A 17,477-nucleotide genomic window follows, 5' to 3' on the forward strand; every position below is an offset into this window, starting at 1 on the left:
AGCCCTTTGCTTACTTTGGGGCTTTTCCAAAGTGAGTCGCCGTAAGGGCGAAACCATAGGCGGCCATCACCCAAATACCGGATATACACCCAAAGCCCGACCAGCGGCCCCTTGCACCCACCCCGTTTCCTTGCTAGCTTCTAGCAAAATGTTAACGATAACATTTGCTCTAAAAATAAAAACAAAACAGAGACCCACGCCATGAAAATGCTCCCGAAAACCCTGTGTTTACTGGCTGTAAGCATCACCCTAGGCTCAGCTACCCCCGCTTTTGCCGACGCCGCCAAACCGATTCGCATCGGCGCCTCGTTCCAGGAAATCAACAACCCCTATTTCGTCACCATGAAAAACGCCCTTGAAGAAGCCGGCGCGACCATCGGTGCGAAACTGATCATCACCGATGCCCGCCACGACGTGTCCAAGCAGGTCAGTGACGTCGAGGACATGCTGCAAAAAGGCATCGATATCCTGCTGATCAACCCGACGGATTCGGTCGGCGTGCAATCGGCGGTCAAATCCGCCCACGCCGCTGGCGTTGTGGTGGTGGCGGTAGACGCCCAGGCTGAAGGCCCGCTTGATTCCTTCGTCGGTTCGAAGAACTTCGACGCCGGTTTCCAGGCTTGCGAATACCTGGCCAAGCACATCGGCGACAAAGGCAATATCGCGATCCTCGACGGCATCGCCGTGGTACCGATCCTGGAGCGTGTACGCGGTTGCAAAGAGGCCGTGGCCAAGCACCCGGAGATCAAGATTGTCAGCATCCAGAACGGCAAGCAGGAACGTGACCAGGCGCTGACCGTCACCGAAAACATGTTGCAGGCCCAGCCCACCCTCAAGGGTATTTTCAGCGTGAATGACAACGGCTCCCTCGGCGCCTTGTCGGCCATCGAAGCCAGTGGCCTGGACGTGAAACTGGTGAGCGTCGACGGCGCGCCGGAAGCGATCAAGGCGATCCAGAAGCCCGGCAGCAAGTTCATCGCCACGTCGGCCCAATACCCTCGCGACCAGATCCGACTCGCCCTGGGCATTGCCCTGGCCAAGAAGTGGGGCTCGCAAGTGCCCGCCACCATCCCGGTGGACATCACCTTGATCGACCAGGCCAAGGCCAAGGATTTCAGCTGGTAAATCACCCAGGCCCCACGTCAATCGTGGGGCCCCGGTCATCCTTCTGAATACGAGGTCGGCGGTATGAGCAGTCTTTTGCAGCTGGAAAACATCTGTAAGCGTTACCCGGGAGTACAGGCCCTCAAGTCCATCAACCTGCAAGTGGAGCGTGGTGAGATCCACGCCTTGCTCGGGGAAAATGGCGCGGGCAAGTCGACCCTGATGAAGATCCTCGGCGGCGTCGAGCATCAGGACGAGGGCCAGATTCTGATCGACGGCCAGGCGCAGCATTTCGCGACGTACCGCGATGCGATCGCCGCCGGCATCGGCATTGTGTTCCAGGAATTCAGCCTGATTCCCTACCTCACGGCGGTGGAAAACATCTTTCTCGGCCACGAGCTGAGCAACCGCTTCGGCCTGTTGCGCAAGCGCGAAATGGTCGAGGCCAGCGAGGCGTTGTTCAAGCGCCTGGGTGTGAGCATCGACCTGCAGTGCGCGGTCAAGTACCTGAGCGTGGCCGAGCAGCAGTTCGTTGAAATCGCCAAGGCCCTGGCCCTGGATGCACGCTTGCTGGTGCTCGATGAACCCACCGCGACCCTCACGCCCAGCGAAGCCGAGTTGCTGTTCGAGATCATGCGCGAACTCAAGCGCCAGGGCGTGGCGGTGATTTTTATCTCCCATCACCTGGAGGAAATTTTCCAGGTCTGCGACCGCATCAGCGTGCTGCGCGACGGGGGTAATGTCGGCGTGACCGATGTGGCCGACAGCGACATCGACCGCCTGGTGGAAATGATGGTCGGCCGGCGCCTGGAGTGCAGTTTCCCGCCCAAGCCCAGCGCCGAAAAAGGCCCGTTGCTGCTGGAGGTCAAGGACATCCAGCTGGTGCGCAATGGCCCGCACAACAGTTTCAGTTTGCACAAGGGCGAGATCCTCGGCTTCGCCGGGCTGGTCGGCTCCGGGCGCACCGAACTGGCCCTGGGCATGATGGGCGCGCTGCCGTCGGTGAGCAAAGACGTATGGCTGCGCGGCGCAAAAATCACCCTCGACGACCCGGCCCAGGCGCTCGCCCACGGCATCGGCCTGCTGCCGGAAAGCCGCAAGAGCGAAGGGCTGATCACCGATTTCAGCATTCGCGAAAACATCTCCCTGAACAACCTGCCCAAATACCAGTACGCCAGCGGCTTGATCGACAAGGGCCGCGAATGCGCAAGCGTCGACAGCCTCATGAAACAACTCTCGATCAAGGCTCCCAGCGGCGAAAGCCGGGTGTTCAACCTGAGCGGCGGCAACCAGCAAAAGGTCGTGATCGCGCGCTGGATCAACCACCACTGCGACGTGCTGGTGTTCGACGAACCCACGCGCGGTATCGACGTCGGCGCCAAAGCGCAGATCTACGCCTTGATGCGCAGCCTCACCGAACAGGGCTACGCAATCATCATGATTTCCTCCGAACTGCCCGAAGTCATCGGCATGTGCGACCGCGTCGCCGTGTTCCACAAAGGCGCGATCGTCAAGGTGCTGGAAGCGTCCGCCGTCAATCCTCAAGAGGTCATGCGCCATGCAACAGGGGGCTCAAGTGAATACGTCCATTAACACCGCCGAGGCCAGCCGGCTGCGCCTGAACCTGGCGCGGCTGCTGCGTTCGCCGGCGTTTTATCCGTTTGTGGGGCTGGTGGTGGTGACGTTGGTGATGATCCTCGCCAGCGACACCTTCCTCACCGCCAGCAACCTGTCGAACATCGCCCGCCAGGTGTCGATCAACGCGATTATCGCGGTGGGCATGACCTGCGTAATCCTCACCGGCGGCATCGATTTGTCGGTGGGGCCGGTGATGGCGTTGTCCGGCACCTTGACCGCCGGCCTGATGGTCGCGGGTGTACCGCCCGGCCTGGCGATTGGCGCCGGGATGCTGGTGGGCGTGGCCTTCGGTATCGGCAATGGCTTGTTCGTCGCCTACCTGCACATGCCGCCGATCATCGTGACCCTGGCAACCATGGGCATCGCCCGTGGCTTTGGCCTGATGTACACCGACGGCTACCCGATTTCCGGGCTGCCGGACTGGTTCGCGTTCTTCGGCCGCGAGAGCGTGTTCGGCATCCAGGTGCCGATCCTGATCATGTTGCTCACGTACCTGGCGGCCTATGTGCTGCTGCAACACACCCGTGTCGGTCGCTACATCTACGCCATCGGCGGCAATGAAGAAGCGGTGCGCCTGTCCGGGGTGCGTGCGGCGCGTTTCAAGTTGCTGGTGTATGGCATCAGTGGCCTCACCGCGGCGATTGCCGGGCTGGTGCTCACCTCTCGCCTGATGAGCGGCCAGCCGAATGCCGGCGTGTCGTTCGAGCTGGACGCGATTGCGGCCGTGGTGCTGGGCGGTGCCTCGATCGCCGGCGGGCGCGGAGTGATCGTCGGCACCTTGCTCGGCGCCATGCTGCTCGGCGTACTCAACAACGGCCTGAACATGCTCGGCGTTTCGCCCTACGTCCAGAGCGTGATCAAGGGCGGGATCATTTTGCTGGCGATCTTTATCAGCCGTCAGCGCCATCGCTAATTACCTATCAACACAGGACCGAACACCATGGACAAGCACACCGAAATGCAAGCCGTCGTCTGCCACGGCCCGAAAGACTACCGCCTGGAGCGCATCGGCAAACCCCAGGCGCGCCCGAATGAATTGGTGATCCGCATCGCCGCCTGCGGCATCTGCGCCAGCGACTGCAAGTGCCACTCCGGCGCGGCGATGTTCTGGGGCGGCGACAACCCCTGGGTCAAGGCGCCGGTGGTGCCGGGCCACGAGTTTTTCGGCTACGTGGAGCAAGTCGGCGAGGGCGCCGAGGAGCTGTTTGAGGTCGCGGTAGGCGACAAGGTCATCGCCGAGCAGATCGTGCCCTGCGCCAAGTGCCGCTTCTGCAAATCCGGCAAATACTGGATGTGCGAAGTGCACAACATCTTCGGCTTCCAGCGCGAAGTCGCCGAAGGCGGCATGGCCCAGTACATGCGCATCCCCAAGACCGCCATCGTGCACAAGATCCCTGAGTCGGTGTCGCTGGAAGATTCGGCGCTGGTGGAACCGATGGCCTGTTCGATTCACACGGTCAACCGTGGCGACATCCAGCTCGATGACGTGGTGGTTATTGCCGGTGCGGGCACCTTGGGGTTGTGCATGGTCCAGGTCGCCGCGTTGAAAACCCCGAAAAAACTGGTGGTGATCGACATGGTCGACGAGCGCCTGGAGCTGGCGAAAAAATTCGGCGCCGACGTGGTGATCAACCCGTCCCGCGACAACGCCCGCGAGATTATCAACGGCCTCACCGACAGCTATGGCTGCGACGTTTACATCGAAACCACCGGCGTACCGGCCGGCGTGACCCAAGGCCTGGACCTGATTCGCAAGCTGGGGCGCTTCGTCGAGTTCAGCGTGTTTGGCGCCGAGACCAGTGTGGACTGGTCGATCATCGGCGACCGTAAGGAACTCGACGTACGCGGCGCGCACCTCGGCCCGTATTGCTACCCGATTGCCATCGACCTGTTCGAGCGTGGCCTGGTCACCTCCAAGGGCATCGTCACCCATGACTTCCCGCTGGATAACTTTGCCGAAGCGTTCGAGTTGGCCAACTCGACCAAGTCGATCAAGGTGCTGTTGAAGCCGGTGGTCTGAGATGAACTACGTCATGGGGGTCGATATCGGAACCCAGAGCACCAAGGCGCTGCTGGCGGATGCGCAAGGCCGGATCATCGCCCAGCACAGCCAGGGGTATCGCGTAGACACCCCGAAAGTGCGCTGGGCCGAGCAATGGCCGCAGGTGTGGCTGGACGCCGTGGAGGCTTGCGTGGCGCAGTGCATGGCCAAGGCCGGGGTCGATAAAAGCCAGGTCAAGGCGCTGTGCATCAGCAGCCTCTACGGCGGGTCGGGGATTGCCGTGGATGCGCAAATCACCCCGCTGCACCCGTGCCTGATCTGGATGGACAGGCGCGCCGGCGAGCAGGTGGCGTGGGTGCGTGAGCATGTCGACCTGAAGCGGCTGTTCGCGGTCACTGGCAACTCGGTGGACAGCTATTACGGCTTCACCAAGATGCTCTGGCTCAAGCAGCACCAGCCCGAGGTGTGGGCCAACACCCGTTACCTGCTGCCGCCCAACAGCTACATCAACTGGTGCCTCACTGGTGAATTGGCGGTGGACCATAGCAGCGCCGGCAATATCGGCGGTGTGTATGACGTGGCGGCGCGTGGCTGGTCGGGCGAGATGCTCAATGCGCTGGGCATCCCGCAGGCGATGATGCCTGAGCGCCTGCTGCATTCCGGCGAAGTGGTGGGCGGGCTGCTTGAAAGCTGGGCCACGCGCCTGGGCTTGCAGGCGGGTACGCCGGTCCTGGCGGGCGGGGTGGACGCGGCCATGGCGACGTTGGCGGCGGGGGTGACGCAGCCGGGCAACCATGTGGCGATGATCGGCACCAGCATGTGCTGGGGCTACCTGAACCAGCACGTGGATGCGCACCATGGACTGGTGAGTTTTCCCCACGTCTACAACGGTCATCGCGACCTTTACATCTTCGGCGGCGCGATCACCGCCGGGGCATCGGTGAGCTGGTTTCGCGAGCAGTTCTGCCAGGCCGAGGAGCAACAGGCCAAGGCCAGCGGCCAGGACAGCCTGGTGCTGCTGGAACAGAGTGCGATGCAGATCCCGGCGGGCAGCGAGGGCTTGCTGTTCCTGCCGTACCTGATGGGCGAACGCAGCCCGGTGTGGGACGACCGCGCCAGTGGCAGTTTTGTCGGGCTCAACCTTTACCACAGCCGCATCCACCTGTACCGCGCGGTGCTCGAAGGCGTGAGTTTTGCCCTGCGCCACAACATCGAGGCCGGCACCCGTGGCGCGCATTCCCTGGACCCGCGCCTGATCGTGGTAGGCGGCGCGAGCCATTCGGATCTGTGGATGCAGATCATCGCGGATGTCACGCGGTACCCGGTGTACACCATCGTCCAGGAGGTCGAAGCGGCGTTGGGCGCAGCGTTGCTGGCGGCGCATACGGTGGGGTTGGTGACGGATGAAGCGATGGACACGGGCTGGGTGCAGCTGGAGCTGCGGGCTGAGCCAGAGGCGGAGCATGTCGAGGCGTATGACCGGGCGTTTGCCGAGTACTTGAAGCTGTACCCGGCCCTGAAACCGATCATGCATAACCTGCAAAACAGCTGACACCACACAATCAAAATGTGGGAGGGGGCTTGCCCCCGATGGCGGAGGGTCAGATTACAGATCTTTCAACTGACCCACCCTCATCGGGGGCAAGCCCCCTCCCACATGGGATCTCCATTGGTTTTGGGATGTTCATTCATGACGACGACTTTTGACTTTACTCACCAACGCATCCTCGTCACCGGCGCCAGCAGTGGCATTGGCCGGGAAATTGCTGTGCAGCTGATCAAGAGCGGCGCGCAAGTGATTGCATTGGGTCGGGATGCGCAAGCCCTGTCCCAACTCGGCTGCCAGACCCTGGCCCTCGATATCGCCGACAGCACCGCCCTCGACAAAGCCCTGCAAGACCTGCCGCCCCTGCACGGCCTGGTCAACTGCGCCGGCATCTCATGCCTGGAACCGGCAGCGGCGATCAGCGCCGAATCCTTCGATCAGGTGATGCACGTCAACGCCCGCGCCGCCGCGCAAGTCGCCAGCCGGGTGGCGGCCAAAATGATCGAGGCGAAGATCGCCGGCAGCATCGTCAATGTCTCCAGCCAGGCGTCGTTGGTGGCGCTGGACGATCACCTCAGCTACTGCGCCTCCAAGGCCGCACTGGATGCGATCACCCGCGTGCAATGTGCCGAGTGGGGTCGCTTCGGGATTCGCGTGAACAGCGTCAACCCCACGGTCACGTTGACGCCGATGGCAACCATGGCCTGGTCCGACCCGGCCAGGCGCGACCCGGCGCTGGCGGCGATTCCGCTGGGGCGCTTCGCTGAAACGCTGGAGGTGGCCTTGCCGGTGCTGTTCCTGCTGAGCAGCGCCGCCAGCATGATCAGCGGCGTCAGCCTGCCCATCGACGGCGGCTACACCAGCCGCTAGCCGTTTTCCAGAGTGCCTGCGATCACCACTTTGTCGCGTGGCTTGAACGGGTCTTCGAGGCGGTCCAGCAACAGGCGTACCGCGCTGCTGCCGGCCAGGGAGGCGTCGTGGGCCACGCAGGCGATGGGCACGCCGAAGATATCGGCGAAGGGCAGGCGGTCGATGCCGCAGATGGTCAGGCTGTCGTGGGGGATGTTGTGCATGCGCAACGCGCGCAGGGCGCCTAGGGTGATCAACTGGTTGAAGCCCATGATCGCGTCCGGCGCCGAGTGCTCGGCCAGGTAGTCGAGGGTGTGCAGGTAGGACGGCATCAAGGTGTAGTCGCCGGCCTGCACTTCGAGGTGCACCTGAGGGTGTTCGGCGAACACTTCGCGCAAGCCCTTGAGGCGCTCCACGGTGATGCGTGAATGCTCGGGGCCGGTCAGCACCAGCAGGCGCTTGAGGTTGGGCGTCTGGCGCAACAGGTAGTGCGCGGCCTGGATGCCGCTGTGGTAGTTGTCGAGCACCACGCGGCTGAACGGGCTGTCGTGGATCGTGCGGTCGAGCAGCACCACCGGGGTCTTGCCGTTGCCCAGGCGCTCCAGGTAATCGGGCTGGTAGCTCGGCTCATCGGAGACCGGCGACAGGATGATCCCCGCCACGCGGTAGCCCAGCAGGGTGTCCACCGCCTTGCTTTCCAGCTCCTCCAGCTCATCGGTGTCTACCAGCATGATGGTGTAGCCGTGCTTTTTCGCCTCGCGGGAAATCGCCTTTATCATCTCGCTGTAGAACGGGTTGTCGACCGACGCGGTGATCACGCCGATGATCAGGCTTTCACTGCGCTTGAGCCCACGTGCGAAGGCGTTGGGCACGTAGTCGAGTTCACGCGCCACTTCAAGGATGCGCTCCAGGGTGGCCGGCTTTACCAGGTCAGGTTTGCTCAGCGCACGGGACACGGTGATGGTGGTCATGCCGACGCGTTTGGCGATGTCGCTGATGGTGACGGATTTTTTCTTGTTCATCGGCAGGGGAGACCAGAAGAAAACAGTAGCAGGCTAACATGTGGCCTGAATCAAAGCACCGGATCCCAGCGCTGCGACCAATCCTTTTCGGCCTCGACCACTGTGCGCAATAACCCCAGCGCCTGTTGCAGCACCGCCGAATCCCGCGCCCGTGAGTACACCAGGTACGTCGGGAAACCGAACTCCGGCGCCTTGGCCACGCGTTGCATCACGCCGCTGTCCAGGTAGCTTTGCACCACCCGCGTGCGGAAATACCCGGCGCCGCCATTCTCCAGGATGTACTGCAACGCCAGCGGCCCCAGGTTGAAGCTCAACGCCGCGCGGGCGCGGTCGGGCAGGGCGGCGTCGTGCTGCTGGCGAAAGCCCTGGCCCCAGTCGATATACACGTAGGGGTCGGGCTTGCTCACCAACTCCACCAGGATGAGTTTTTCTTCGAGCACCTGCTCCACCTGCAACCCTGGCCAGTACTGCGGCTGAAACACCAGCGCGGCGTCAAGCACGCCGAGTTCCAGTTGGCGCAACAGGTATTCGCCTTCGCGGATTTCGGTGCGCAGGGCATGCCCGGGGATGTGTTCACGCAGGGCCTGGGCCCAGCCGAGCATCAGTGGGTTGCACAGGCTGACCTCACCGCCGATATGCAGCACGTTGCGGTAGCCGTCGGGCAGCGGCAGGTCGCGCCTGGCGGCTTCCCAGGTTTGCAGCAGCTGGTTGGCGTAGACCACAAAGGCCTCACCGTCGGCGGTCAGCTTGGCGCCGGCGCGGTTGCGGATGAACAGCGTACTGCCGAGTTGGCTTTCGAGGTTTTTGACCCGGGCGGTGATGGCGGTCTGGGTGACGTGCAGTTTCTCGGCGGCAGCGGCGAGGCTGCCGCAGCGGGTGATTTCGAGGAAGGTGCGTGCCAGTTCGATGTCCATGAAACCCCCGGGGATGAATGGGAGACATTCTCCCACATTTGGATCTTCATCTAACCACCCACCGGCCCCGCCAAATGCCGACCAGGAAACGCCTGCGAATAAACCTGACACACCCTCAACACCCGCTCATCCGCAAACCGCGCTCCCACCACATGCAACCCCACCGGCAACCCGTTCGCCAACCCGCACGGCACCGACGCCGCCGGTTGCTGAGTGAGGTTGAACGGATAGGTAAACGGCGTCCATTGCGTCCACTCCGTCATCCCCGACCCCGGCGGTACGTTATGCCCGGCCTCAAACGCGGTGATCGGCATCATCGGCGATACCAGCACATCGTAATGCTCATGAAACGCCGCCATCCGCGCCACCAGCGCAGCGCGCGCTTCCAGGGCCGCGTTGAAGTCGTCCAGGCTCAAGCGCTCTCCCTGTTGTGCAATACGCAGCAGGCCAGGGTCCAGCAGCTGTTTTTGTGCATCACTCATCGTACTGGTCAGCCGCGCCGCACCCGCCGCCCATAAGGTGCTGAACACCTCCAGCGGGTCGCTGAACCCCGGGTCGATCTGCTCGACATGGGCGCCGAGTTGCACCAGCCCGTCTACGGCCTGGGCGACTACTTTTGCCACTTCAGGGTCGACATCCACATAGCCAAACGTGGGGCTGTAGGCCACACGCAAGCCCTTCAGGTCCGTACCCGGCGTCAGCCAGGGCGTGGCGCGCGGCGCGCCGATCAGGCCATCGCGGGCGTCCGGTTGCGCGATGGTCTGCAGCATCAGCACCGCGTCTTCCACGGTGCGGGTCATCGGCCCCAAGTGCGACAGAATGGTCATGGAGCTCGCCGGCCACTGCGGCACGTAGCCAAAGGTCGGCTTGATCCCGAAAGTGCCGGTGAACGCGCAGGGAATGCGGATCGAACCCCCGGCATCGCTGCCCTGGTGCAACACGCCCAGGTTCAGCGCCGCCGCCGCGCCCGCGCCGCCGGACGAGCCGCCCGCCGTGGTGCGTGTGTCCCACGGGTTGCGGGTGATGCCGTACAGCGGGTTGTCGGTGACGCCTTTCCAGCCGAACTCCGGGGTGGTGGTCTTGCCCAGCAACACCGCGCCGGCCTTGCGCATCAAGGCCGGGAAGGGCGCGTCGACGTCCCACGGGCCTTCGGCGCTGGTGGTGCGTGAGCCCTTGCGGGTGGGCATGCCGAGGGTCAGCGTGAGGTCTTTGATCGATGCCGGCACGCCGTCCAGCGCACCGCACGGTTCGCCTTTGAACCAGCGCTGCTCGGAGGCCCGCGCGGCCTGCAGTGCGCCCTCCGGGTCGACATGGCAGTAGGCGTTTACCACCGGGTTGAAGCGTTCGATACGCAGCAAGGCGTCTTCGGTGACGTCCACGGGGGACAGGCTCTTGTTACGAAAACCCTGGAGCAATTGCACCGCCGTCAGTTGGCCGATCTCACTCATGCCACGTCCCCCTGCGCTGCGTTGACCATGGCGCGCAACAGCACCGCGCAACCTGCCGCGAGGTCATCCGGCGCGGCGTTTTCGATTTCGTTATGGCTGATGCCGCCTTCGCACGGCACAAAGATCATCCCGGCCGGGCCCAGTTCGGCGACGAAAATCGCGTCATGCCCGGCGCCGCTGACAATGTCCATATGGCTCAAGCCCAAGGCGCTCGCCCCGTCGCGTACGGCGTTGACGCACGCCGTGGCGAAGTCCAGGGGCGGAAAGTCGGCGGTTGGGGTCAGCTCAAAGGCCAGGCCGTTGCGGGCGCAGGAGGCTTCGATTACGCCGCGCACCTCGTCGACCATGGTTTGCAGCTTGTCCGCATGCAGGTGGCGCAGGTCGATGGTCATCTGCACTTGGCCGGGGATCACGTTGCGCGAACCCGGGTGCAGGCTCAGGCAGCCCACCGTGCCGCACGCGTGGGGTTGCTGTTGATGGGCGATGCGGTTGACCGCGCTGACCACCTCGGCGGCGCCCACCAGGGCGTCCTTGCGCAGGTGCATTGGCGTCGGGCCGGCATGGGCTTCGACGCCGGTGAGGGTCAGGTCGAACCACTTCTGGCCCAGGCAGCCCATGACCACGCCGATGGTGGTGGCCTGGTCTTCGAGCACCGGGCCCTGTTCGATATGCGCCTCGAAATACGCGCCCACCGGGTGGCCGAGCACCGCGCGGGAGCCGGCGTAGCCGATGCGCTGCAACTCGTCGCCCACCGACAGGCCCTGGTCATCGAGCTTGTCCAGGGTGTCCTGCAAGTCGAACTTACCGGCAAACACCCCGGAGCCCATCATGCACGGCGGAAAACGCGAGCCTTCCTCGTTGGTCCACACCACCACTTCAATCGGCGCTTGGGTTTCGATCTTCAGGTCATTCAGGGTGCGGATCACTTCCAGCCCGGCCATCACCCCGTAGCAGCCGTCGAACTTGCCGCCGGTGGGCTGGGTGTCGATATGGCTGCCGGTCATCACCGGGGGCAGCGCCGGATTGCGCCCGGCGCGACGCGCGAAAATATTGCCGATGGCATCGACACTGACGCTGCACCCGGCGGCCTCGCACCACTGCACAAACAGGTCGCGGGCCTGGCGGTCGAGGTCGGTGAGGGCCAGGCGGCACACGCCGCCTTTGGCGGTGGCGCCGAGCCGGGCCAGGTCCATCAAGGATTGCCACAGGCGGTCGCGGTTGATCAGCGGGGCGTTGCTCTTGAGCGGTTGCGCAAAGCTATTCATGGGCAATCTCCGGTCAGGCACTCAGGGCCAGATAACGATTTTTGATAGTCGGGTCGGCGCGGAAGGCTTCGGCGCTGCCCTCGTACACCACGCGGCCCTGTTCGAGCACGTAATGGCGGTCGGCGAGCTTGTCGCAGACCATCAGGTTCTGTTCCACCAGCAGCACCGGCAGGCCGTCGTCCTTGACCTTGCGCAGGATCTTCACCAGCTCGTCGACGATCACCGGCGCGAGGCCCTCGGTGGGTTCGTCGAGGATCAGCAGCTTGGGGTCGTTGAGCAATGCGCGGGCGATGGCGAGCATCTGTTGCTCACCGCCGGACAACGCGTGGCCGGCGTTTTTGCGCCGTTCCTTGAGGCGCGGGAACATGCCGTAGACGTCTTCGAGCTGCCAGCGGCTGGTTTTGCGCGCAGCGATGCGCAGGTTTTCCTCGACTGTGAGCAGGCGGAAAATCCCGCGGTTTTCCGGCACCAGTGCCAGGCCCTGGCGCGCGATTTCGAAGATCTTCTGCCCGACCAGCGCCTGGCCATTGAAATGAATCTGGCCCTGGCGCGGGCAGATGATGCCGAGGATGCTGCGCAACGTGGTGGTCTTGCCGGCGCCGTTGCGCCCCAGCAGGGTCACCAGTTCACCGGGGTTGACGGTCAGCGACACGCCTTCGAGCACGTGGCTCTTGTCGTAGTAGGAATGGATATTCTCGACGATCAGCATCAGGCAGCCTCCCCAAGGTAGGCAGTGCGCACCCGTTCATCGGCACGCACGAATTCCGGCGTGCCTTCCACCAGGATCTGCCCGTGGCTCATCACCGTGATGCGTTGGCTGATGGACATGACAATGCTCATGTTGTGTTCGATCAACAGCACCGTGTGGTCGCGACCAAGGTCGCTGATCAACTGGGTCATGATCGGGATATCGTCGATGCCCATGCCCGAGGTGGGCTCGTCGAGCATCAATAGTTTCGGTTTGGAGCAGATCGACATGCCCACCTCCAGTACCCGCTGCTGGCCGTGGGACAACTCGCCGGCCAGGGTGTCGGCGCGGGCGCTGAGTTGCAGGCGCTCCAGCACCTGGTCGGCCATCTCCAGGTGTTCGCGCTTGCTGTCGACGCGACGCCAGAAATTCAGGGCGCGCGCGCCGTCGCGGCCTTGGGCGGCCAGGCGCAGGTTCTCGCGCACGCTGAGGTTCTGGAACAGGCTGGTCAGTTGGAACGAGCGCGCCATGCCCAGGGCGACGCGGCCGTGGGCGGGTTTGCGCATCAGGTTCTTGCCGTCGAAATGAATCGCCCCGGCGGTGGCCTGGCGCTCGCCGGTGAGGCAGTGGAACAGGCTGGTCTTGCCCGCGCCGTTGGGGCCGATGATGGTGTGGATGGTGCCGGCCTCGACCTTGAGGTTCACGCCATTCACCGCATGGAACGCGCCATAGGCCAGTTCCAGGTCTTTGGTTTCCAGCAGGATGCTCATAGCCCTTCCTCCTTGGCGACGACGGCGGCCTTGCGGCTGCCGCGCACCCGTTCAAACAGCGACACCAGGCCGCCCCACAAACCACCGCGCATGAAGATCACCACCAGGATCAGAATCACCCCCAGCAGCATCAGCCAGCGCGGCCACAGGTCGGAGAGGAAATCCCCCAGCAGCACGATGGAACCGGCGCCCAGCAACGAGCCGAACAACGAACCCGTGCCGCCGACGATGGTCATGATCAGGATGTTCTCGGACATCATCAGGTCGATATTCGACAGCGGCACAAAGTGCAGCAGCATGGCGTACAGCGCACCGGCGATACCCGTGACCGCGCCGGACAGCACAAACACCAGGATCTTGAAGTGGCGTGTGTCATAGCCGATGGCCGAGGCGCGGGTTTCGTTTTCGCGGATCGCCATCAGCGTGCTGCCGAACGGCGAAGCGATGACCCGGCGTGCGCCGATGAAGATCAGCAGGAACAGCACGGCGACAAACCCGTAGAAGGCGCGGGCATCGGCCAGCGACAGCAGCACGGTGTCGCCGATACGGATCTCCGGGCGCGGCACGCTGAGCAGGCCGTTGTCGCCGCCGGTCCAGTCGCTCAAGGTGTAGGCGACAAAGTAGGCCATCTGGCTGAACGCCAACGTGAGCATCACGAAGTAGATGCCGGTGCGCCGGATCGCCAGGGCGCCCACCAGCAATGCCAGGAAACCACCCGCGATGGCGGCACCCAGCAGCGCGGTGAACAGGCCCAGTTGCAGGTGGATCATCAGCAGCGCAGCGCAATAGGCGCCTGCACCAAAGAAGATGCCTTGGCCGAACGACAGCAGCCCGGTGTAGCCCAGCAACAGGTTGCAGGCCAGGGCGGCCATGGCGAAGATCAGGATCTCGGTGGCCAGGGTCGCCGAGGGCAGAATCAACGGCAGGCCGATCAGCACCGCCAGTACCCACAGCAACATGGCTTTGGATTGGGTCTTGGCAAACGGCAGGGGGTTTTTCTCGCTCATGTCAGGCTCTCCCGAACAGGCCGTAAGGGCGCACCAGAATCACCACGGCCATCGCGCCGTAGATCATCAGGCTCGCGCCTTGGGGCCAGAGTGTGGTCATCAGGCTTTGCACCACGCCCACCAGCAAACCGCCGACCAGCGCACCGCTGAACGAGCCCATGCCGCCGATCACCACGACCACGAAGGCCACGCCGAGAATTTCCGGGCCTACAAACGGCTGGGCACCGCGCAACGGCGCGAACAGCACGCCGGCCATGCCCGCCAGGCCGACGCCCAGGGCGAAAGTCATGGAAAACAGGCGGAAGATATTCGTGCCCAGCAGCGACACGGTTTCGGTGCTTTCACTGCCGGCGCGTACCAGGGCGCCGAAGCGCGTGCGTTCCAGCAGCAGCCACAGGCCCAGGCCAACCAAAGCGGAAAACACAATCAGGAACAGGCGGTAGTAGGGGTAGACGAAATCCCCCACCACCAGCACGCCGCGCAGCAGTTCCGGCACGGCGACGCTCTTGCCCACCGGGCCCCAGATCATCACGCTGGCTTCCTGGATGATCAGTGCTATCCCCAGGGTGACCAGAATCTGGAACATATGCGGCAAGTGGTAGATCCGCTGGATCAGCAGGCGCTCGATCACCCACGCCAGCGCGGCCACCACCAGCGGCGCGATCAGCAGCGCCAGCCAGAAGTTGCCGGTGAGGCTCACGGCGGTGTAGCAGATGTAGGCACCCAGCAAAAAGAACGCGCCGTGGGCGAAGTTGACGAAGTTGAGCAGGCCGAAAATGATCGTCAGCCCGACCGCGATCAGGAAGTAGATCATCCCCAACCCCAGGCCGTTGAGTATCTGGAACAGGTAAAGATTAAGCATGCAGGAACCCTCGGGCAGGCGGCCACCGGGGTGGCCCTGCCGTATGCAACTGGTCAGTGTCAGGCGAGCGTGCAGCCCGTGGCGTCCACCGGCGGGAACGACTGGCCGGCGCTGAGCACCTTGGCGAGGTCGTCCTTGTCGGCCATCTCGCTGCTGGCTTTGCCGACCAGCAGGTAGTAGTCCTTGATCACCTGGTGGTCGCCGGCGCGGATCGATTCCTTGCCGGTGGGGCCTTCGAAGCTCAGGCCTTGCATGGCCTTGGCCACGGTGGGGCCGTCGAAGCTGCCGGTAGCAATGATGGTTTCGAGCATGACCTTGGTGCTGATGTAGTCAGCGGCCAGCGGGTAGGTGGGGTTGATGCCGTATTTGGCCTGGGTCAGCTTGACCAGCTCGCGGTTGAGCGGGGTGTCGACCTGGTGCCAGTACTGCGCGCCGAGGTACACGCCGTCGAGGATGTCGCTGCCCAGTTCCTGGAACTGGTCGAGGCCGGCGGACCATACCAGCAGCACTTTCATGCGTTCCTTGATGCCGAAGTTCACCGCCTGGCGCAGGGTGTTGGACGACTGGCTGCCGAAGTTCAGCAGCACCAGCACATCGGGTTTGGTCGAGATGGCGTTGGTCAGGTAGCCGGAGAATTCCTGTTCCTGCAGCGAGTGGTAGCTGTTGCCGACATGCTCCAGGCCGTGCTCCTTGAGCACATTTTTTGCGCCTTCAAGCAGTGCTTCACCGAACACGTATTGCGGGGTGATGGTGTACCAGCGCTTGGCGTCGGGCAGCAGCTTGATCAGCGGCACCATGGTTTCGCGGATCGCGCCGTAGGTGGGCACCGACCAGCGGAAAGTCGCCTTGTTGCAGTCCTTGCCGGTGACTTCATCAGCGCCCACCGGGGTCATGAACACGCCGCCGACCTTGTCGACTTCCTTGGCCACCGCCAGCGCGGACGACGACAGGGTACAGCCCTGGAAGAACCGCGCGCCGTCCTGCTGGATGGCTTCCTGCACCTTGCGCACCGCCTTGCCGGCGTTGCCTTCGGTGTCGATGACCTTGTAGTTCAGCGGGCGGCCGAGCACTTCGGGGTGTTGTTCCACCGCCAGGCGCGAACCCATGTCGGCAAACTTGCCATAGCTGGCGAACGCGCCGGACATGGACTTGAGGCCGTAAAAGGTAAAGGGCTCGGCGGCGAATGCCGAACGCACGCTCAGCGGGAGGCTGAGGGCGGCGGCGGCGGTGAGGCTGGCTTTCAATAACGTACGACGCTGCATGGGGTGACTCCCTGGTTTAGTTATTGGCAGGAGCGGCAAGGGCGATACGGTGGAGCAAGGGCCTGTGGGCAGGCCTTTTTTATTGAGGTGAAGCGGTCTATTGATTGGAATACAGGCCAAGTGTGGGAGGGGGCTTGCCCCCGATAGCGCTGTGTCAGTCAACATAAGTTTTGAATGTGCTGACCTCATCGGGGGCAAGCCCCTCCCACAGGGTTTTTCGGTGTTTTTACGAGTGATCGAACTCCAGCAGGAAATGCGGGCTGACCTGGCCTTCCAGCGCGGTCATGTGGTGTTCGGCGTCGCACATGTGTTCATGCATCAGGCTACGCACGGCGCTTTCATCACCGGCGCGAAAGGCGATCAGCAATTGCTTGTGGTAGTCCAGGTTGGCCGCGTCGAACTGCTTGCGCTTGGGCTTGTAGGCTTTTTTCAGCACCACAAGGTCGCGCAGCAGGTCGTTGAGAAACTGCGCCATGAAACTCAGCAACGGGTTGGGGCAGGCCTTGGCCAGCAGGTTGTGGAACTCCAGTTCCGCCAGGCGTTGCTCGCGCTGGCCGGCTTCGCTGTCTTCCGGGGCGCTGCAAAAATCCACGTTGTCCTGCAGGGCCCTGTAGTCGTCTTCGCTCAGGCGCCCGAGCACCGACACGGCCAGTTCCACTTCAATCACCTTGCGCAGCTGGTACACCTGCTCGCCGTCCAGGTGCTGGAAGTGCAGGTAGTTGCGCAGCGCCCGGCTGGCGGGTTCGGTACCGGCCTGGTTCAGGTATGCGCCGCCGCTGGGGCCGGTGCGCGTGCTCACCAGGCCTTCGACCTCGAGCGCCTTGAGCGCTTCGCGGGCCGAGCCCTTGGAGCACTGGAAGCTTTCCATCAGCTCGCGCTCGGTGGGCAGGCGGTCGCCGGGCTTGAGGGCATCGGTGACGATGGAGCGCTTGACCGACTCGACAATCACGTCGGACAGCTTCTGGCGTTTGCGTCGTAGCGGGCGGCTTAGCATGGCATCGATTTATCGTATTAATGCGGATAAATAGCACTTAATAGCGATTGTGCCGGAGCGTCAACGCCGGGTGTCGTTTTCGGCGGCAACAGGTCGTAAACGAGGC

At 63.4% G+C, this 17,477-nt stretch carries 16 protein-coding genes; 6 read left to right on the forward strand and 10 right to left on the reverse strand.

Going from position 1 to position 17,477, the window contains the following annotated elements; genetic code table 11:
• The first annotated feature begins 201 nt into the window (after positions 1-201).
• The 6 genes from AC0IYH_RS25170 to AC0IYH_RS25195 all read left to right on the forward strand — a co-directional run bounded on the left by AC0IYH_RS25170 (position 202) and on the right by AC0IYH_RS25195 (position 7,160).
• Positions 202-1,125 carry a substrate-binding domain-containing protein gene (locus tag AC0IYH_RS25170; protein ID WP_471836759.1) on the forward strand — a complete coding sequence of 308 codons (924 nt, stop codon included), beginning with the start codon at positions 202-204 and terminating at the stop codon, positions 1,123-1,125.
• Between the two features lie 63 nt (positions 1,126-1,188).
• Positions 1,189-2,697, forward strand: a complete 1,509-nt coding sequence (locus tag AC0IYH_RS25175) for a sugar ABC transporter ATP-binding protein (protein ID WP_471836761.1) — start codon at positions 1,189-1,191, stop codon at positions 2,695-2,697.
• Complete coding sequence (locus AC0IYH_RS25180) at positions 2,663-3,655, forward strand: ABC transporter permease subunit (protein ID WP_116626655.1); 993 nt, start codon at positions 2,663-2,665, stop codon at positions 3,653-3,655. The genes AC0IYH_RS25175 and AC0IYH_RS25180 overlap by 35 nt, the downstream gene beginning before the upstream one ends.
• Positions 3,656-3,682: 27 nt before the next feature.
• A complete protein-coding gene (locus tag AC0IYH_RS25185) occupies positions 3,683-4,762 on the forward strand; it encodes an alcohol dehydrogenase catalytic domain-containing protein (RefSeq protein ID WP_116626567.1) in 1,080 nt (359 codons plus the stop codon).
• Position 4,763: 1 nt separating this feature from the next.
• A complete protein-coding gene (locus tag AC0IYH_RS25190) occupies positions 4,764-6,296 on the forward strand; it encodes an FGGY-family carbohydrate kinase (protein WP_471836763.1) in 1,533 nt (510 codons plus the stop codon).
• Between the two features lie 138 nt (positions 6,297-6,434).
• Positions 6,435-7,160: an SDR family oxidoreductase gene (locus AC0IYH_RS25195; protein WP_471836765.1), complete on the forward strand. Its 726-nt coding sequence runs from the start codon at positions 6,435-6,437 to the stop codon at positions 7,158-7,160.
• Here the strand turns inward: AC0IYH_RS25195 and AC0IYH_RS25200 are convergent.
• From AC0IYH_RS25200 to AC0IYH_RS25245, 10 genes are all read right to left on the reverse strand, one after another.
• Positions 7,157-8,161 (reverse strand): LacI family DNA-binding transcriptional regulator, encoded by a 1,005-nt coding sequence (locus tag AC0IYH_RS25200; RefSeq protein WP_471836767.1) that lies wholly within the window; start codon positions 8,159-8,161, stop codon positions 7,157-7,159. The two genes, AC0IYH_RS25195 and AC0IYH_RS25200, sit on opposite strands and share 4 nt — an antisense overlap.
• A 50-nt stretch (positions 8,162-8,211) precedes the next feature.
• Complete coding sequence (locus AC0IYH_RS25205; protein ID WP_471836769.1) at positions 8,212-9,075, reverse strand: LysR family transcriptional regulator; 864 nt, start codon at positions 9,073-9,075, stop codon at positions 8,212-8,214.
• A gap of 50 nt (positions 9,076-9,125) precedes the next feature.
• Positions 9,126-10,523, reverse strand: a complete 1,398-nt coding sequence (locus AC0IYH_RS25210; RefSeq protein ID WP_471836771.1) for an amidase — start codon at positions 10,521-10,523, stop codon at positions 9,126-9,128.
• Complete coding sequence (locus AC0IYH_RS25215) at positions 10,520-11,788, reverse strand: Zn-dependent hydrolase (RefSeq protein ID WP_471836773.1); 1,269 nt, start codon at positions 11,786-11,788, stop codon at positions 10,520-10,522. Before AC0IYH_RS25215 ends, AC0IYH_RS25210 begins: the two co-directional genes overlap by 4 nt.
• A 13-nt stretch (positions 11,789-11,801) precedes the next feature.
• The gene (locus AC0IYH_RS25220; protein WP_016974863.1) at positions 11,802-12,497 is read right to left on the reverse strand and encodes an ABC transporter ATP-binding protein; all 696 of its coding nucleotides are present in this window, start codon (positions 12,495-12,497) and stop codon (positions 11,802-11,804) included.
• Positions 12,497-13,246 (reverse strand): ABC transporter ATP-binding protein, encoded by a 750-nt coding sequence (locus AC0IYH_RS25225; protein ID WP_471836775.1) that lies wholly within the window; start codon positions 13,244-13,246, stop codon positions 12,497-12,499. Before AC0IYH_RS25225 ends, AC0IYH_RS25220 begins: the two co-directional genes overlap by 1 nt.
• Positions 13,243-14,253: a branched-chain amino acid ABC transporter permease gene (locus AC0IYH_RS25230; protein WP_122773181.1), complete on the reverse strand. Its 1,011-nt coding sequence runs from the start codon at positions 14,251-14,253 to the stop codon at positions 13,243-13,245. The genes AC0IYH_RS25225 and AC0IYH_RS25230 overlap by 4 nt, the downstream gene beginning before the upstream one ends.
• Before the next feature lies 1 nt (position 14,254).
• Positions 14,255-15,115 (reverse strand): branched-chain amino acid ABC transporter permease, encoded by an 861-nt coding sequence (locus AC0IYH_RS25235; protein WP_471836777.1) that lies wholly within the window; start codon positions 15,113-15,115, stop codon positions 14,255-14,257.
• Between the two features lie 59 nt (positions 15,116-15,174).
• Complete coding sequence (locus AC0IYH_RS25240; protein ID WP_116626575.1) at positions 15,175-16,377, reverse strand: ABC transporter substrate-binding protein; 1,203 nt, start codon at positions 16,375-16,377, stop codon at positions 15,175-15,177.
• Positions 16,378-16,603: 226 nt separating this feature from the next.
• The gene (locus AC0IYH_RS25245) at positions 16,604-17,371 is read right to left on the reverse strand and encodes an FCD domain-containing protein (RefSeq protein WP_116626576.1); all 768 of its coding nucleotides are present in this window, start codon (positions 17,369-17,371) and stop codon (positions 16,604-16,606) included.
• Positions 17,372-17,477 lie beyond the last annotated feature (106 nt).

Source organism: Pseudomonas sp. AC463, from assembly GCF_979253585.1.

Excerpts from the sequence above, each read along its gene's own strand:
- AC0IYH_RS25170 (WP_471836759.1), top strand. The coding sequence starts at position 202 with ATGAAAATGCTCCCGAAAACCCTGTGTTTACTGGCTGTAAGCATCACC.
- AC0IYH_RS25175 (WP_471836761.1), top strand. The coding sequence starts at position 1,189 with ATGAGCAGTCTTTTGCAGCTGGAAAACATCTGTAAGCGTTACCCGGGA.
- AC0IYH_RS25180 (WP_116626655.1), top strand. The coding sequence starts at position 2,663 with ATGCAACAGGGGGCTCAAGTGAATACGTCCATTAACACCGCCGAGGCC.
- AC0IYH_RS25185 (WP_116626567.1), top strand. The coding sequence starts at position 3,683 with ATGGACAAGCACACCGAAATGCAAGCCGTCGTCTGCCACGGCCCGAAA.
- AC0IYH_RS25190 (WP_471836763.1), top strand. The coding sequence starts at position 4,764 with ATGAACTACGTCATGGGGGTCGATATCGGAACCCAGAGCACCAAGGCG.
- AC0IYH_RS25195 (WP_471836765.1), top strand. The coding sequence starts at position 6,435 with ATGACGACGACTTTTGACTTTACTCACCAACGCATCCTCGTCACCGGC.
- AC0IYH_RS25200 (WP_471836767.1), bottom strand. The coding sequence starts at position 8,161 with ATGAACAAGAAAAAATCCGTCACCATCAGCGACATCGCCAAACGCGTC.
- AC0IYH_RS25205 (WP_471836769.1), bottom strand. The coding sequence starts at position 9,075 with ATGGACATCGAACTGGCACGCACCTTCCTCGAAATCACCCGCTGCGGC.
- AC0IYH_RS25210 (WP_471836771.1), bottom strand. The coding sequence starts at position 10,523 with ATGAGTGAGATCGGCCAACTGACGGCGGTGCAATTGCTCCAGGGTTTT.
- AC0IYH_RS25215 (WP_471836773.1), bottom strand. The coding sequence starts at position 11,788 with ATGAATAGCTTTGCGCAACCGCTCAAGAGCAACGCCCCGCTGATCAAC.
- AC0IYH_RS25220 (WP_016974863.1), bottom strand. The coding sequence starts at position 12,497 with ATGCTGATCGTCGAGAATATCCATTCCTACTACGACAAGAGCCACGTG.
- AC0IYH_RS25225 (WP_471836775.1), bottom strand. The coding sequence starts at position 13,246 with ATGAGCATCCTGCTGGAAACCAAAGACCTGGAACTGGCCTATGGCGCG.
- AC0IYH_RS25230 (WP_122773181.1), bottom strand. The coding sequence starts at position 14,253 with ATGAGCGAGAAAAACCCCCTGCCGTTTGCCAAGACCCAATCCAAAGCC.
- AC0IYH_RS25235 (WP_471836777.1), bottom strand. The coding sequence starts at position 15,115 with ATGCTTAATCTTTACCTGTTCCAGATACTCAACGGCCTGGGGTTGGGG.
- AC0IYH_RS25240 (WP_116626575.1), bottom strand. The coding sequence starts at position 16,377 with ATGCAGCGTCGTACGTTATTGAAAGCCAGCCTCACCGCCGCCGCCGCC.
- AC0IYH_RS25245 (WP_116626576.1), bottom strand. The coding sequence starts at position 17,371 with ATGCTAAGCCGCCCGCTACGACGCAAACGCCAGAAGCTGTCCGACGTG.